Source organism: Xanthobacter tagetidis, from assembly GCF_003667445.1.
GTDB classification, from domain to species: domain Bacteria; phylum Pseudomonadota; class Alphaproteobacteria; order Rhizobiales; family Xanthobacteraceae; genus Xanthobacter; species Xanthobacter tagetidis.
In genome coordinates, this window is record NZ_RCTF01000023.1 from 51,083 (window position 1) to 67,874 (window position 16,792).

Below are 16,792 nucleotides of genomic sequence, written 5' to 3' on the forward strand. Positions count from 1 at the left end.
GTCACCTCCTTGGTGTGGGGGATATGCCCAGTCAATGACGCTCCGGCCGGATCGTTCCCGGCGGTGCGGCTGCGTCCGTGGCGAGCTCGCCCCATCCCGCCGCGACGGCGGCGCGCAGCCGGGCGCGGTCGGCCTCGATCGGCAGGGCATCGTCCGCCCGCATCAGCGCAAGCTCAGCCTGATGGCGCGCGGCGGCGCGAAAGTCGGCGTCGCCCAACTGGCCGAGCGCCGCGAGCACCTTCTGCAGCCGCAGCTGCACCTCGATCATGGCGGCCCCGTCGCGCGCGATGAGCATGAAGGCGTCCTCGAACAGGTCATCGGAACGCAGCGCGAGGACCCGCACGTCTGCAAAGCGGATGCCGTCCTCGTCACGCGGCGCGCCGCCCTGCGCCCACAGGCTCAGCAGACGGGTGGCCCGGCCGATGACGTCGATCGCCGTGCCGTAATCGTTAACCGCTGGCGAGAGCGCGCGGCACGCGATCTCGCTCAGCACCGCCAGTCCGAAGCGCGGATCCTGGTCGAAGTTGCGCTCGCTGCCCACGGAGAAGGCCCGGCGGACAGCCTCGGTGGCCTCGGCGATTTCGTCCCCGCCCGCGAAGTGCGCATCGATGAAGGCGACGGGAGTGCGGGCGGCGATGAACGAGCCGGGAAGGGCCGCCACATGGATGCTGCCCTGGTTCTTCTCGGCGCAGCCTTGCAGCGCCGCCATGTCGACGTGCTGCACATAGCCGATGGCCTCGGCGAAGACCGGCACCGCCCGCGCCGGGATCGCGTCCTCAGGCCCGCCGGCGGGCCGGCCGCCCAGATAGGGCTCGGCCAGCCTTTCCTCCAGCGCCGACCGGGTCGCGCGCTCCACCCGGTCGGTGGTCTCGCCGACGCGGCCGAGGCGGGTCAGGTGGTCGATCCACCGCAGAAGCGTCACGACGATGAGGAAGATGACGCCGATCGTGACGAGGAACAGCACGACCCGCCCTCGGTCGCCATAGGCCCCGGTCTTCAGGACGACGATGCCGACGATGCCGAACAGGAACGAGCCGATGAAGGTGGAGAGCACGTTCTGCGTGACCTTGTCCTCCATCAGCAGGCGGGTGGCGCGGGGCGTCACGTTGCTGGTGGCGGAGCCGTAGGCCGAGGTCATCACGCTGAGGGAAAAGGTCGTCACCGCCAGCATGGAGGAGGCGATGATGTTGAGGATCCCGTCCACCGCATCGGCGCCGATGGAGCCCGGCAATTGCCAGGGGATGTAGTTTTCCGCCACGGCCGCGACCATGGCCGCGGCGACGCCCAGCAGGCCGATGAGGCTGGCGCGCACCCACAGGCGCCGCGCCAGGTTCTTCAATAGCCATTCCCACCGCGACATCGAGCCCGCCTTCCGTGCGCCGCCGGCGCTGTCCCGGCCAGGGTACAGTTCACGGCCCAGAGGCCAAACGCCCGCGCGGAAGATTGGTTCGCCCGGACGCGATGCGCACGGAGCTGCGGAAAAGGCGCGGCGCCGGCTGAGGGGGGCCGCCGTGACGCCCGGAACGAAATACCTTCGCGCCATTTGATCCATGTCAAAAGAAACCCCGGCGCCTTGCTGTACGCACCGTTTGTGTCGCGTTGATCGGCGCAGTGACAGCCGGACTTTGCGGCTGCTTTCGTGGGGCGATGACGCCGGCTGATCCGCACGCAGGGACCAGCCTTTTTGCGATGCCGTAAATCAGAAATTGCCGCTCTCATGTGTGCGGCGCTCTCAGCTGCCTTTTCTGGCACACGGCCTGCCGTGCGTCGGAAGCGGGCGCCCGGCCTGCATCTCCCCCGCGGGCCGGGCGTTCTGCCTGACCTCCGCCCAGCCTGACACGGCCGTCCGGTTGGCCATCGCGCGCGGGAACCGCCGCGCCCGCGGGTACCGTTGATCCCGATCAAGGCCCTCTTGCTGCACCGCAGCTACCTCCAGGACCAAGTGGGGCAGTTACGTCGGCCCATGCGGCGTGCGAGATTATCGCTCGGCCGCAGCGGTGGCCTTTGCAGAGGTGCTGTCCATGAAGCGCACGCTGGTGATCCTCGTGCTCCTGCTCGCCGTGGTCGCGGGAGGGGGCGCCGGGGCCTGGTATCTCGCCTCCCGGGCCCGCGCCCTGCCGCCGGGATTCGCCTCCGGAAACGGCCGCATCGAGGCCACCCAGGTGGACGTCGCCACCAAGGCCGCGGGCCGGGTGGTGGACGTGCTCGCCGAGGAGGGCGACTTCGTCCAGGCGGGCCAGGTGGTCGCCCACATGGATGTGGAGGAGACCGCCGCCGCCCTGCGCACCGCCGAGGCCCAGGCCGCCCAGGCAACCCAGTCGCGCGATACCGCGACCCACGTGGTGGAGCAGAGGAAGGGCGAGCTGGACCTCGCCACCAAGGAGCTGGAGCGCCAGGAGACCCTGGTGGCCAAGGGCTTCGCCACCGAGCAGAAGGTGGACCAGTATCGCACCACCAAGCTCACCGCCGCTGCGGCCCTCGCCGCGGCCCAGTCGAGCCTCGCCGCGAGCGAGAGCGCCATCCGCGCCGCCGAGGCCGAGGTGGACCGGCTGAAGCGCATGGTGGCGGACGGCACCCTCGTCGCGCCCAAGTCCGGCCGCGTCATCTACCGCCTCGCCGAGCCGGGCGAGGTGCTCGGCGCGGGCGGCAAGGTGCTCACCCTGGTGGATCTCTCCGACGTCTACATGACCATCTTCCTGCCGGCGTCCCAGGCCGGCACGCTCCGCATCGGGGCGCAGGCCAGGCTGATGCTGGAGCCGCTGCCGGACCGCGCCGTGCCCGCCAACGTCTCCTTCGTCTCCGCCCGCGGCCAGTTCACGCCCAAGCAGGTGGAGACCCAGAGCGAGCGCGACCGCATGATGTTCCGCGTCAAGCTCCGGGTGCCGCGGGTGCTGGTGGAGAAGTATCTGGAGCACGTGAAGACCGGCGTCACGGGCGTCGGCTATGTGCGGCTCGATCCCAACGCCCAGTGGCCGGCCTGGCTCGAATCCGACCTCGTGCGCGAGGCGGCGCAGTGAGCGGAACGGCAGGGGCTGGCCCAGGCGGACCGGCCGATGCCATCCGCCTCACGGGCATCCGCCACGCCTATGGCCGCACCCTGGCCGTTGACGGCATCGACCTTCTCGTCGCCGAGGGCGCTTCGGTGGCGCTCGTGGGACCGGACGGGGTCGGCAAGTCGACCCTCTTCGGCCTGATCGCCGGGGCCAAGCGCATCCAGGCCGGCAAGGTGGAGGTGCTGGGCGCGGACTTTTCCGCCCGCGCTGCCCGCGAGGCGGTGCAGCCGCGCATCGCCTTCATGCCCCAGGGGCTCGGGCGCAACCTCTATCCCAACCTCACCGTGGCGGAGAACATCGCCTTCTTCGCCCGCCTGTTCGGCGAGGAGGCCGACGCCAAGGGCGCCCGCGTCGCGCCCTTGCTCGCGGCCACGGGCCTCGATCCGTTCGCCGACCGGCTCATGCGCAAGCTCTCCGGCGGCATGAAGCAGAAGCTCGGCCTGTGCTGCGCGCTGGTGCACGACCCGGATCTGCTGCTGCTGGACGAGCCCACCACCGGCGTCGACCCGCTCTCGCGCCGCCAGTTCTGGGACTTCGTCGAGCAGATTCGCGCCGACCGGCCGCGCCTGACCCTCCTCGTCGCCACCGCCGACATGGAGGAGGCGGCGCGCTTCGAGCGCGTGGTGATGGTCGACGGCGGCCGCATCCTCGCCGACGGGACGCCGGCCGACCTTTTGGCCCGCACCGGCCAGCCAAACCTGGAGCGCGCCTTCATCTCGCTGCTGCCCGAGGGGCGGCGCGGCGACGGGCCGGAAGCGGCGCCCGCCGCGCCGATCGCCGACGACGCGCCCATCGCCATCGAATCGCGCGGGCTGACGCGCCGGTTCGGCGACTTCGTCGCCGTGGACCATGTGAGCTTCAAGATCCGCCGCGGCGAGATCTTCGGCTTCCTCGGCTCCAACGGCTGCGGCAAGTCCACCACCATGAAGATGCTCACCGGCCTTCTGCCGGCCTCCTCCGGGGAGGCGCTGCTGTTCGGCGTGCCGGTGGACCCGGCCGATATCGAGACCCGCCGGCGCGTGGGCTATATGAGCCAGGCCTTCTCGCTCTACGGCGAATTGACCGTGCGCCAGAACCTGGAGCTGCACGCCCGCCTGTTCACGCTGGCCGAGGCGGACGGCGTGGCGCGCATCGCCGAGCTGGTGCGGGACTTCGACCTTGCCGGCCACCTCGATGCGCTCTCCGACGGCCTGCCTTTGGGCGTGCGCCAGCGCCTCTCGCTGGCGGTGGCGGTGCTGCACCGGCCGGAAGTGCTGATCCTCGACGAGCCCACCTCGGGCGTCGACCCGGTGGCACGGGACAATTTCTGGGACCATCTCCAGCGCCTCTCCCGCACGGAGGGCGTGACCATTTTCGTCTCCACCCACTTCATGGGCGAGGCCGAGCGCTGCGACCGCATCTCCTTCATGCATGCCGGCAAGGTGATCGCCACCGGCACGCCTGAGGCCCTGAAGCGCGAGAAGGGCACGCCGACGCTGGAAGAGGCCTTCATCGCCTATATGGAGATGGGCGGACGGGCCGCAGAGACCAAGGCGCGCCTCGCGCCGCCCACGCCCCATGCCGCCGGCCGGCCGGCGGCCTTCTCGCCGCGCCGGCTCGGCGCCTATGCCTGGCGCGAGGCGCTGGAGCTGCGGCGCGATCCCGTGCGGCTGGCCTTCGCGCTGCTCGGCACCGCGCTCCTGATGGTGATCTTCGGCTACGGCATCACGCTCGATGTGGACAAGCTGCGCTTCGCCGTGCTCGACCGCGACCAGACGCCGGAGAGCCGCGCTTATGTCGACGGCTTTGCCCACTCCACCTATTTCGTGATGGAGCCGGCGCTGGCGAGCCCCGACGACCTCGACCGGCGGCTGAAGGCCAATTCCATCGCCTTCGCCATCGAAATCCCGCCCGAGTTCGGCGCCGATCTGCGCTCCGGCCGGCCGACCGAGATCCTCGTGACCATCGACGGCGCCATGCCGTTCCGCGCCGAGACCATCCAAGGCTATGTGCAGGCGGTGCACCTGATGTTCCTGGCCGATGCCGCACGGATGGCGGGGCGGGACGTGACCAGCTTCGCGACCCTGGAGATGCGCTACCGCTACAACCAGGCCTTCAAGAGCGTCGAGGCCATGGTGCCGGCGACCATCGCGCTGATGCTGATCTTCATTCCCGCCATCCTCACCGCCCTCGGGGTGGTGACGGAGAAGGAACTGGGCTCCATCACCAACCTCTACGTCACCCCCGTCACCAAGCTGGAATTCCTGCTGGGCAAGCAATTGCCCTACGCGGCCGTCGCGTTCTTCAATTTCGGCGTCCTGGTGCTGATGGCACTGTTCCTGTTCGGCGTGCCGCTGAAGGGCTCGTTCCTCGGCCTCGCGCTCGGCGCCGCCGCCTATGTGCTCGCCACCACGGCCATCGGCCTCGTCTCCTCGACCCTGACGAACACCCAGGTCGCAGCGCTGTTCGGCACCGCCATCGGCACGATGATGCCGGCGACCCAGTTCTCGGGGATGCTCCAGCCGGTGGCGACGCTGGAAGGCGGGGCGTGGGTGCTGGGCACCTTCTTTCCCACCACCTATTTCATGCGCATCTCGGTGGGCGCCTTCACCAAGGGGCTCGACCTCGCCGATCTCCTGCCGTTCGTGGGCGCGACCATCCTGTTCTGGCCGGCGCTGCTCGCCCTCGCCTGGGTGATCCTGCGCAAGCAGGAGGTGTGAGATGGCGCCCACCCCCGCCGCCCCCTCGGCCTCGCCCGCGCCCTCCCCTGCCGGCAAGCGCCCGCCGCGCTGGCGCGCCTTCGCCGGCAATGTGCGCGAGCTGGTGGTGAAGGAACTCATCAGCCTGTGGCGCGACCGCGCGCTTCTGGTGCTGGTGCTCTACGCCTTCACCGCCGCCATCGTGCTCCAGGCCAACGGCATGAAGCACGATCTCAACCGCGCCACCGTGGGCGTGGTGGACGAGGACAATTCCCCGCTCTCCAACGCCATCCTCGACGGCCTGCTGCCGCCGCGCTTCCAGGCGCCGGTGCACCTCGCCCCGCAGGACGTGGACCGCGCCATGGACGCGGCGCGCTTCACCTTCGTCCTCAACATTCCGCCCGACTTCCAGTCGGACGTCCTGGCCGGGCGCGACCCGCAGGTCCAGCTTCTGATCGACGCCACCGCCTTGATGCAGGCGGGCCTCGGCGCCAACGACATCTCCGCCATCTTCCAGGAGGAGGTGAACCGCTTCGTGCTGCGCCATTCGGAAGGAGTCCCGACGCCGGTGGAGCTGAAGATCCGCGTCGCCTTCAACCAGGGGCTGGAATCCTCCTGGTTCACCGGCACCATGGGCCTCATCACCAACATCACCATGCTCTCGGTGCTGCTGGCCGGCGCCGCGCTGATCCGCGAGCGCGAGCACGGCACGCTGGAGCATCTCCTGGTGCTGCCGGTGCGCCCGTCCGAGATCATGCTGGCGAAGATCCTCGCCAACGGCTCGGTGATCCTGGTGGGCGCGGCCTTCTCCGTGGTGGTGGTGCTGAAATGGGGGCTCGGCATGGGCATCGCCGGCTCGGTGCCGCTGTTCCTCGCGGGGGCGGCGCTCTATCTGTTCTTCACCGCCTCGCTCGGCATCTTCCTCGGCACGCTGGCGGGATCGATGCCGCAGTTCGGGCTGCTGTTCTTCCTCATCGTGCTGCCCATGAACATGCTTTCGGGCGGCTTCACCCCGCTGGAGAGCATGCCGCAATGGCTGCAGGTGGCCATGCAGGCCTCCCCCTCCACCCAGTTCGTCGCCTTCGCGCAGGCGATCCTCTATCGCGGCGCCGGGATCGAGACGGTGTGGCCGCGCTTTGCCGCCACCTTCGGCATCGGCGTGCTGTTCTTCGCCTTCGCGCTGGCGCGCTTCCGCACCTTCCTCGCCGCCCAGCAGTGACCGGCTCAGCCGGCCTCGGCCGGCTTGCCGGAGAGCAGCGCCGCCACCGGCTTCGACCTCGGGTGGCCGGCGCAGAAGGTCAGCGTCACGATCAGCACCGGCACGCCGATGAAGGCGCCCGGCAGCCCCCAGAGGAAGGCGAAGAAGAACACCGAGAACAGCACCAGGAACGGCGAGACCGCAAGCGTCTTGCCAGCGATCCGCGGCTCGATATAGCTGCCGGACAGGAACTGGATCACGTTGAGGGAAACGAACACGAACGCCGCCATCTCCCAGGATTCGAACTGGGCGAGCGCGAACACGGTGGGCAGCAGGGTCGCCACGAACGGCCCGATGAACGGGATGTAGTTGAGCGCGAAGGCGATGGCGCCCCAGGCCAGCGCCAGCTCCAGTCCGGAAAACAGCGTGAAGGCCCAAACCGCGAAGCCGGTGGCGAGGCTCATGAAGGTGCGCACCACCATGTATTTCTGGAGCTTCTCCGCCGCCGCCGCGCCCGCCGCCACCAGATAGGCGCCGCGCCCGCGGGCCCGGAGCTTGAGGAGTTGGGACTTCAGCGCGTCCACCTCCAGCATGCCGAGCAAAAAATAGAGGAAGGTGAAGACCAGGAACGAGGCGAGCGAGTGCAGCCGTCCGGAAATGTCCTGGAACAGGCGCAGCATCCAGCGCACGTCGAAATGGTCGGCCATCACGCTGGCGAGCACGAAGCCGTGGCCCTCCAGCCAGATGCCGAGCTGCCCATAGAGCGTCTGGAACCGCGCGGCATTGGCGAACACCCACTGCCCCACATGCCCGAGGCCCCACACCACCAGCGAGGTCACGGCCCCCACCACGCCGAGCGCCACCACCAGCGTCGCGAGCACCGCGGCGATCTTGGGCAGCACGCGCTCCAGCCGGCGTTGCAGCGGCCAGGCGAGCGCCATCACGAAGATCGCGAACACCACGGGCACGATCAGGGTCTGCGCCTCCCTGAGCGCGGCACAGATCACCACCAGGGCAGCAAGCCCGACCAGCGCCCTCATGGCGTTCCCCCTCACGTCCGCACCCGGCGCGGCGCCCCTTTATGGGCGAAACGGGCGGGCCGGCGAAAGGGCGTACCGCGCCCAGGACGAAAGAAAAATCAGACCCGCGGGCGGCCCCCGCTACCGACACGGCGGCGCGGTGACGTGCGGCATCTTTCCCTTTACCTGCAACACCCTATAAAGAGCGGGACGAAACGGGCGGAAACCACATGGCGCGGATGACGGGCGCGGGCGGATCGGGTGCGAAAGGTGCGCGCGGGCGCGCGCTCGCGCCGGTGCTCGCCGCGCTGGGGCTGCTGGCACTCGCCGCCTGCGCCCGCCCCGAAGGCGTGCTCGTGCCCGTGGCCGTTGGCGACACGCCAGGCACAAGAGTGGACATGCTGGTCGCCACGACGCGAGCGCCCAGCACCGCGCCCGGCGTCGTCTTCACCGGCGAGCGCGGCGACGCCCTCGCCTTCACCGACGTCGCGGTGTCGGTGCCGGCCGACCGGCCGGTGGGCTCCATCCAGTGGCCGTCCGGCCCCAACGGCGATCCCGCGCGCGAGTTCGTCGTCAGCCGCCTCGAACCGCTCCAGCGCACGGACATCGCCGCCTGGTTCACGGCGCGGCACGGCAAGAAGCGGCGCGTGCTGGTGTTCGTGCACGGCTTCAACACCCGGTTCGACGCCTCGGTCTTCGGCTATGCGCAGTTCATCGCCGACACCGACGCCTCGCTGGTGCCGGTGCTGTTCTCCTGGCCCTCGCGCGGGCGGGTGACGGACTATGTCTATGACCGCGAGAGCGCCAATTTCTCGCGCTCCGACCTCGCTTACGTGCTCACTTCGGCCGCCGCGAGCCCCAAGGTGGACGAGGTGGTGGTCATGGCCCATTCCATGGGCGCCTGGCTCGCGGTGGAGGCGCTGCGCCAGATCGCGCTGAAGAACGGGCGCATCCCGGCCAAGATCACCAATGTGGTGCTTGCCTCCCCCGACCTCGACATCGACGTGTTCGAGCGCCAGATGGTGGACATCGGCCCCAGCCGCCCCAAGGTCACGATCTTCGTGTCGCGCAACGACAAGGCGCTGGGCATCTCGCGCCTCCTCGCCGGCCAGGTGACGCGGGTCGGCGCGGTGGACCTCAACGACCCGCAATATGCGGCGCGGCTGGAGCGGGCGCGCGACATCACGGTGGTCGACCTCACCGCGCTCCAGGGCGGCGATGCGCTCAACCATTCGGTGTTCGCCACCCAGAAGGACATCGTCGGCCTCATCGGCGCCCGCCTCGCGGGCGGGCAAGACCTGAGCGAGGAGGACGGCCTCGTCGCGCGCGTCGGCGGCGGCGTCGGCATGGCGGTGGGCAGCGTCGCCGCAGCGCCCATCCTGGTCTTCTCCGGCGGGCGCAACTGACCGGGCGGGGAGCGCCCACCGGCGGCCGTGCCCTGCCCCCAATCTAGAGGGCGATTCACCGATCAAATCGAGCCAATCTGATCGGATCGCGCTCTACCGCGTCATCGCGGACCACCCCGCATTGGCCAGTTCAACGTGAGTGTAAGGCTTCACGATGACCGGCGCGCTGGCATGCGCGGGCGGAAGGGCCAAGGCGTCGCCGTAGCCGCTGGCGAAGATCATGGGCACCCCGCGGGCCTTCAGTTCATCGGCGATCGGCAGGCTGTTCGTCTCGCCGAGATTGAAATCCAGCACGCCGACGTCCACCGTCCGGTCGGCGATCAGCGCCATGGCGTCCGGGACGGAGGCGGCGACCAGCACCTCGCGCGCGCCGAGTTCCAGCAGGGTCGCCTCGCAGCCGAGCGCGATCATCAGGCTGTCCTCCACCAGCAGCACCGAGCTGCCCTCGTAAGGGCTTGCCTTGCGCGCCGGCGCCGCGGCGATGCGCGCGGGAGCGCCGCGCGGCGTGGCCGCGGACACGTGGCGTGCCGGAATGCGGAACTCCGCCTCGATCCCGGACACGCGGTAGCGCATGTCCGCCGAACCGCCCAGTTCGTGGGGAATGGAGCGTTCGATCACCGTGGTGCCGAAGCCGCGCCGCCGGGGCGCCGTTACGGCCGGGCCACCGGACTCGCTCCAGGACAGGCGCAGATCCCCGGCATTGTCGAGGTGCCAGCGGATCGTCACCGTGCCGCTCTGCGAGAGGGCGCCGTACTTCGCCGCGTTCGTCACCAGTTCGTGGACCACGAGGGCGACCACCGTGAACGCGTCGGGCACGAGCTTCACGTCTTCGCCTTCGAGGCGCACGCGATCGCGCCGGGCGCCGAGGAAGGCGCTCACCTCGGTCGCGATCAGGCTGGTGAGGCTCGCCGGCGCGAGCCGGTCCGCGCTCACCTGGTCATGGGCGCGCGCCAGGGCCTGAACCCGCAAATCGAGAGTCTCCATCATGTCGTTGGGGTCCACCGCGTGTTGGCGCGTCTGGGCCACGAGGCCGCGGATCAGCGCCAGGATGTTGCGCACCCGGTGGTTCAGCTCGGCCACCAGCAGGGTCTGGCGCTCCTGCGCCCGGCGGCGTTCGTCCCCGGCGGCGTCGGCAAGGCGCAGCACCACTTCGAGAAGGGCGCCGCGCAGGGATTCGGCGACGCGCAGCTCGGCGGCGGTGAACGGCTCCGCCTTGCCCTTCACCAGTTCGGACCACTCCTCGAAGCTCTTGCGCGGCGTCAGGCGCGCACCGAGCGGGCCGAGTTCGACCGGCTTCTCCGGATTTCCCGCCCAGCGCACGGCCCGCAGCCGCTCGGCGCGGAACAGCACCACATGGTCCCGGGCGGTGCGCGAGATGGGGATGGCGAGCATGCCGGCCGCCTTGTTGCCATAGGCCGCCGCCTCGGGAATGACGCTCGAAATCTGGTCCGTCGTATAGATCTGCGACGACGCGGCCCGGTTGAGCCAGGTGATGATGCCGCTGAATTGCGCCTCGTCGGGCGTGAGGCCCGAGAGCCGGCTCACGCCATCCACCATGACGCCCACCCCGTCGCACGGGATCGCGTCGGCCACCGTGCTGCCGAACCACGAGGAATCCGCCATGGCCGAGCCGTCGCGGGCAATGGTGGCGAGCAGATGCGAGGCCACCTCGCGGGCCTTGACCTCATACTCGGCCTCCTGCGCACGCAGCCGGCTCTCAAGCATGAGCGAGAACATGGAGCCGAACAGCTCCGCCGCGGTGCGCTCCATCATGCTCGGCCGCTTGGGCGCGTAGTGGTGGCACGCCACGAGCCCCCACAGCCGGCCCTCCACCAGGATCGAGATGGAGAGCGAGGCGGCCACGCCCATGTTGCGCAGATATTCGATATGGATCGGCGAGACCGACCGCAGCAGCGACATGGACAGGTCGAGCGGCGCGCCCGCGACGTCGAACTGCGGCACGATCAATGCGGGCGGTGCGCCCACGTCGGCGATCACCCGGAAGGTGTTGCGCACGTAGAGCAGGCGGGCCTGCGCGGGAATGTCGGATGCAGGGTAGTTGAGCCCGAGAAAGCTGTCGACGCTGCTGCGGCGGGCCTCCGCGGCGACCTCGCCGCTGCCGGCTGCGTCGAAGCGGTAGATCATCACCCGGTCGAAGCCGGTCAGCGCGCGCACCTGGCGCGCGCCCTCCTCCAGGAACCCCTTGAGCGAGGTGGCCGGCCGCACGCGGGAGATCATCGCCCGCACCAGGGCGCTCGCATCGCCGCGGCCGCCGTCGGCGGGCTCGCACTCCAGAATGAACAGCCCGTCGGCGAGGTGGACGGCGACGTCGAACGCGCCGCCGGATGGCGTGAGGCGGTCGAGGTGCCCGCGCTCCACCGCATCCGGCGTCCGCAGCATGGCCGCCATGTTGCGCAGGGTGTGGATCGCATCCTGATCGAAGATTTCGGTCACGGACCGGCCAAGCACCTCCGCCAGGGGCTGGCCGAGGTGCTGGTCCACGTTTTCCGAGGCGCGCTCTATCCGCCAGTCGTCGCCGAGCGCCAGCAGGAAGCCGAACGGCTGGATGGCCCCAAGCTGATGGATGGGCTCGCGGTCGCAATTGGTGAGATCGACGGGTATCCTCACCGGCGTGGAGCCGAGCCGCGCAGACCATGATCCGCGCGCGCAAGCCCGGCCAGATCTGGCGGTTTGGGGCGGTCGGACGGCCTCGCTTCGCAGGGGCGGACAGCCGGAACAGAACACGGGATTGCACGTTGGCACATGTGTGTTCCAGTAACACGCGTCTGGTGGAGCGTCTGTCCACTAGGGCACACAGGAAGAACAGAAAGGGATCAAGCGTGACCTTGGCGGTGTTGGACGACTTGATGGAAAATCGCCTTCTGTCGGTTCTCGCGCCAGCGGATCGCGACCGGCTGATGCCGCATCTCCAGGCATTCGATTTCGAGAACGGCGCGCTGCTCCAGCGCGCCGGAGACGACGTGATCCACACCTGGTTTCCCTGCCGCCCGGCGCTCGCGTCCTTCTGCGTCGCGGCCGATGCGGGCGACGTGGTGGAGGTGGCGATCATCGGCTGGGAGGGGGCGGTGGGCGGCATCGTCTCCAACGGCCAGATCCCCGCTTACGCCATGGCCCAGGTGCGCAGCGCCGGCCGGTTCCTGAGGATCAGGACCGCGGCGCTGGAGCAGGCCAAGATCGATTCCATGCACCTGCGCCACTGGTTCGCCCGCTATTCGGACTGCCTGCTGGCGCAGGTGTTCCAGACCGCCGCCTGCAACGCCACGCACACCATCGAGCAGCGCGCCTGCAAATGGCTCCTGGCAGCCTCCGAGCGCACCCGCTCCGACGAGTTGCAGATGACCCAGGAGGATTTTGCCGGCCTGCTCGGCGTCGGCCGCAGCTTCGTCAACCGCACCCTGCGCAACCTGCGGCGGGAGGGCATCATCGATGCCCGGCGCGGCACCATCGTGCTCAAGGACAGGGAGCGGCTGAAGCACACGGCGTGCGGCTGCTCGGCCGCCATCGAGAGCCATTTCGACGAGGTGCTGCGCGGCATCTACACGCTGGACCGGTAGCGCTGTGGTCAGCGGATCATGAAGCCGATCGCCAGCGCGTTGGCGATGTCGATGAAGAAGGCCGACACCAGCGGCAGGATGATGAAGGCAAGCGGCGCTGGCCCGTGGGTGCGCGTCACCGCCGTCATGTTGGCGATGGCGGTGGGCGTCGCGCCGAGGCTGATGCCGGTGAAGCCGGCCGCGAGCACTGCCGCCTGGTAGTCGCGCCCCATGGCCGGGAACACCACCAACAGGATGTAGGCCACCGCCACCACCGTCTGGAGGCCGAGCACCACGGCGAGCGCCGGGCCGAGCCCGCCGAGCGTCCAGAGCTGCATGCTCATGAGCGACATGGCGAGAAAGATCTTCAGCGACAGGTCGGAGATCAGCGCCAGCGCCGGCGTCCGCGCCGGCCAGGGCGCGCGCGGCATCAGCCGCGGCAGGGTGTTGGTGGCGACGATGGCGACCAGCAGGCACACCACGAATAACGGCAGCTTGATGCCGGTCTTCGCCACCAGATCATCCAGCGAATAGCCCACCAGGATGACGATGTTCAGGACCAGGATGGACCCCAGGATATTGTCGTAGGTGACCTTGCCCGCGTCCGGCCCCACGTCGTTCTTGGGCAGGCCCACCATGGGCGGCAGCAATTCCTCGCTGGAGAGCTTGAAGCGGGCGATGAGGATGCCCGCCACCGGCCCGCCGACCAGGCTCGCGATGACGAGGCCGAGCGTGGCGCTGGCGATGCCCACCTCCAGCGCATTTGGCAGGCCGAAGCGCTCGGAGATCAGCGGCGCCCAGGCGATGGTGGTGCCGTGGCCGCCGATGAGCGACACCGAGCCGAGCAGCGGCACGAGGCCCTTCGGCAGGTCCAGCAGTGCCACCCCGCCCGCCGCCACCACATTCTGCAGGGCGAGATATGTGACGGTGAGCAACAGCAGGATGAACAGCGGCCGCCCGCCGGTGGCGAGGTCCGACAGGCGCGCATTGAGGCCGATGCCGGTGAAGAAATAGAGCAGCAGCACGTCGCGGGCGGCGAGATCGAACGAGATGGCGAGACCGAGGACGCGGTAGGCGAGCAGCGTCGCGAGCGCCGCCAGGAGCCCGCCGGTGACCGCCTCCGGGATGTTCCATCTGCGCAGCGGCGCGATGATCCTGTTCAGCCCGGCGCCGACGAAATAGACGATGATGGCGAGGGTGAAGGCGAGGAAGCCCGACACCTCGTAGCTGACCGGCATGTGCGCCCCCTGTTGCGCGCCCCTGTCTCGGCCCGGCAGGCTCAGAAGCTGCCCACGACCGAGCCCAGAACGATCACCGCCGCGAGCGCGATCAGCGCGCCGACGATGCCGGCCATGACGATGTCGAGATAGCCCTCCTTGTGGCTCACCCCGCACACGGACAAGAGGGTCACGACGGCGCCGTTGTGCGGCAGGCTGTCGAGCGTGCCCGAGCCGATCACCGCCACGCGGTGCATCAGCGCCGGGTCCATGCCGATCTCGGACGCGATCTTCATGTAGGTCGGCCCGAGCGCGTCGAGGGCGATGGTGAGGCCGCCGGAGGCGGAGCCCGTCAGCGCGGCGAGGATGTTGGTGGCGACCGCCAGCGACACCAGCGGGCCGCCCTCGATGCCCAGCACGAAGTCGCGCACCACGGCGAACGCCGGCAGCGAGGCGACGATGGCGCCGAAGCCGACCAGGCTCGCCACCGAGAGGATCGGCAGCACCGAGGCGTTTGCGCCCGCCGTCACAGTGGCGCGCAGCACCGGCACCGAGCGGAAATTGATGGCGATCACGGTGAGGATGGCCGCGGTGAGCGCCACCATCACCGACCACACGCCTCCCACCGCCGAGAGGGTGACACCGCCCCACTCCGGCCGCGCCAGGAACGCCGTGTCCATGCGGGGCAGGACGACAAACGACATCAGCAGGTTGACGACGATGACGACGACGATGGGCAGCGCCGCGAGGACGATCGGCGGCCCCTTCTCCGTCTCGGCGCTGGAATGAATCTCGGACGGGTCGAACGACCCGGCGGTGGTGGCGCGCTCGCGCACGATGGGATTTTCCACCGCGCTCTCGGCGGAGGCGTCGGGATCGACGGTGAAGGCGCCGAAGCCCTCGCCGGCGGCGCGCGCGGCGGCCTCGCGGCGCTTCAGCCACCACATGCCGAACGCGAGCATGATGAGCGAGGCGATGATGCCGAGCCCGGGCGCCGCGAACGGCGTGGTGCCGAAGAACGGCATGGGGATGGCGTTCTGGATCGAGGGCGTGCCGGGCATGGCCGACATGGTGAAGGTGGAGGTGCCGAGCGCGATCGCCGCCGGCATCAGCCGCCGCGGCACCCCCGCCGCGCGGAACAGCGCGATGCCCATGGGCGCCAGCACGAAGAACGCGACGAACAGCGAGACGCCGCCATAGGTGACGATGGCGCCGGCCAGCACCACGGCGAGGATCGCCCGCGAGGTGCCGAGCTGCTTCGTCATGAAGTCGGCGATGGAGGTGACCGAGCCGGAATCCTCCATCAGCTTGCCGAACACCGCCCCGAGCAGGAACAGCGGGAAGAACTGGGCGACGAAATCCGCCGCATTGCGCATGAAGGTCTGGGTCCAGCTCGCCAGAAGCGGCTCGCCGGAGAAGGCCGCGGCGATCAGCCCGGCGATCGGCGCCAGGATGAGGATCGAGGAGCCGCGGAAGGCGAGATAGATCAGGACCGAGAGGCCGACCAGTATGCCGAGGAGACCCATGGCTCAGAGCTCCGACAGCAGCATGTTGAAATCGACCGTCGAGGTCTTGCCGATGTCGTGGCCGTGCGCATCGAGGAAGGTCTGCGCCGCCTTGCGCCCCTCCTCCTTGAGCATGGTCAGGAACTCCCATTCGGCATTGAGCTTGGAGGAGAAGCCGAGCCCGGCCATGATCGGGTTGCGCACGATGTGCACCCGCATCCGCGCCCAGTTGCAGGCCTCGCTGTCGCCGGAAAGCTCGGCCGTGTGGCGCTGGAGCAGCGCCATCATGTAGAGCTCCTTCACCGCCACCGAGTTGAACGACACCTCGTTGAGGCGGTTGAGGATTTCCGCCGGCGTCTTGGGCGTGCCCGGCCGCTCCAGCGGGTTGATGGGGATGAGGATGGTGTCGTCGGACTTCAGCTCGCTCACCAGCGGGGCGAGCGTCGGATTGCCGGAATAGCCGCCGTCCCAATAGGCCTCGCCGTCGATCTCCACCGCCTGGAACAGGGTCGGCAGGCAGGCCGAGGCCATCAGCGCTTCGGGCGTAATGTCGGCGTTGCGGAACACCCTCGGGCGTCCGGTGCGCACGTTGGTGGCGGTGATGAACACCTTCACCGGCGAGGTGCGCACGCGCTCGAAATTGATCTGCTTGGCGAGGATGGGCGCCAGCGCGTTCCCGCCCATGGGGTTGAACTGGTAGGGCGAGAACATGCGCGTCATGAAGTCCATGAACATGTAGCCGGGCGCCGCGTCGAGGCCCCAGCGCCCCAGCATCTTGTCGAGCGGAGAGCGCTTGAACGGGCTGTAGCGCGCCGCCTCGGAGACATGGGCCCAATAGCTGTCGAGCGCCTTGCGGGCACCCTCGGGGCCGCCGGCCGCGTAGCCGTCGGCGAGCACGGTCGCGTTCATGGCGCCCGCCGAGGTGCCGGAGACCCCTTCGAGGTCGAGCCAGGTCTCTTCCAGCAGGCGGTCGAGGACGCCCCAGGTGAATGCACCGTGGGAGCCGCCGCCCTGAAGCGCGAAGTCCACCAGCACCCGTTCTCTGTCCATCTCGCGTCCCCTTTGCGCCACGGCGCATTCCGGCCGCGCCGCGGTGGCGGCGGGCTGCTCCTCCTCAGGTCTCCCGGTCTCGTCGTGATCTTGCTTGTTGGCGGACGCGGAC

Annotated in this window: 11 protein-coding genes; 5 read left to right on the plus strand and 6 right to left on the minus strand. The window is 69.5% G+C overall.

Annotated features, from left to right (window positions below; all coding sequences use genetic code 11):
* Nucleotides 1-31 precede the first annotated feature (31 nt).
* Complete coding sequence (locus D9R14_RS20740; protein ID WP_121625270.1) at nt 32-1,360, minus strand: DUF2254 domain-containing protein; 1,329 nt, start codon at nt 1,358-1,360, stop codon at nt 32-34.
* 661 nt (nt 1,361-2,021) lie between these two features.
* Here D9R14_RS20740 and D9R14_RS20745 point away from each other — a divergent pair.
* The 3 genes from D9R14_RS20745 to D9R14_RS20755 are packed head-to-tail and all read left to right on the plus strand — an operon-like array spanning nt 2,022 to nt 6,950.
* Entirely contained in the window at nt 2,022-3,017 is a 996-nt protein-coding gene (locus D9R14_RS20745; RefSeq protein WP_121625295.1) for an HlyD family secretion protein, read from the plus strand.
* Complete coding sequence (rbbA, locus tag D9R14_RS20750; RefSeq protein WP_121625271.1) at nt 3,014-5,752, plus strand: ribosome-associated ATPase/putative transporter RbbA; 2,739 nt, start codon at nt 3,014-3,016, stop codon at nt 5,750-5,752. The genes D9R14_RS20745 and rbbA overlap by 4 nt, the downstream gene beginning before the upstream one ends.
* Before the next feature lies 1 nt (nt 5,753).
* A complete protein-coding gene (locus tag D9R14_RS20755; protein ID WP_121625272.1) occupies nt 5,754-6,950 on the plus strand; it encodes an ABC transporter permease in 1,197 nt (398 codons plus the stop codon).
* A gap of 5 nt (nt 6,951-6,955) precedes the next feature.
* On the opposite strand, the gene D9R14_RS20760 is transcribed toward D9R14_RS20755, so the two are convergent.
* A complete protein-coding gene (locus tag D9R14_RS20760; RefSeq protein ID WP_184759519.1) occupies nt 6,956-7,969 on the minus strand; it encodes an AI-2E family transporter in 1,014 nt (337 codons plus the stop codon).
* A 209-nt stretch (nt 7,970-8,178) separates the two neighbouring features.
* Here D9R14_RS20760 and D9R14_RS20765 point away from each other — a divergent pair, with 209 nt between their 5' ends.
* Nucleotides 8,179-9,354 carry an alpha/beta hydrolase gene (locus D9R14_RS20765; RefSeq protein ID WP_245420921.1) on the plus strand — a complete coding sequence of 392 codons (1,176 nt, stop codon included), beginning with the start codon at nt 8,179-8,181 and terminating at the stop codon, nt 9,352-9,354.
* Between the two features lie 93 nt (nt 9,355-9,447).
* Here D9R14_RS20765 and D9R14_RS20770 read toward each other — a convergent pair whose 3' ends face one another.
* Nucleotides 9,448-11,982: an HWE histidine kinase domain-containing protein gene (locus D9R14_RS20770; protein WP_121625274.1), complete on the minus strand. Its 2,535-nt coding sequence runs from the start codon at nt 11,980-11,982 to the stop codon at nt 9,448-9,450.
* A gap of 239 nt (nt 11,983-12,221) precedes the next feature.
* Between D9R14_RS20770 and D9R14_RS20775 the strand changes: the two genes are divergently transcribed.
* Nucleotides 12,222-12,929 carry a Crp/Fnr family transcriptional regulator gene (locus tag D9R14_RS20775; protein WP_184759517.1) on the plus strand — a complete coding sequence of 236 codons (708 nt, stop codon included), beginning with the start codon at nt 12,222-12,224 and terminating at the stop codon, nt 12,927-12,929.
* Nucleotides 12,930-12,937: 8 nt separating this feature from the next.
* Here D9R14_RS20775 and gltS read toward each other — a convergent pair whose 3' ends face one another.
* From gltS to D9R14_RS20790, 3 genes are read right to left on the minus strand one after another with little or no spacing between them, the layout of a single operon-like run.
* Nucleotides 12,938-14,146 (minus strand): sodium/glutamate symporter, encoded by a 1,209-nt coding sequence (gltS, locus tag D9R14_RS20780; protein ID WP_121625275.1) that lies wholly within the window; start codon nt 14,144-14,146, stop codon nt 12,938-12,940.
* 41 nt (nt 14,147-14,187) lie between these two features.
* A complete protein-coding gene (locus D9R14_RS20785; protein WP_121625276.1) occupies nt 14,188-15,651 on the minus strand; it encodes a GntP family permease in 1,464 nt (487 codons plus the stop codon).
* 3 nt (nt 15,652-15,654) lie between these two features.
* Nucleotides 15,655-16,680 (minus strand): patatin-like phospholipase family protein, encoded by a 1,026-nt coding sequence (locus tag D9R14_RS20790; RefSeq protein ID WP_121625277.1) that lies wholly within the window; start codon nt 16,678-16,680, stop codon nt 15,655-15,657.
* Nucleotides 16,681-16,792: the final 112 nt, after the last annotated feature.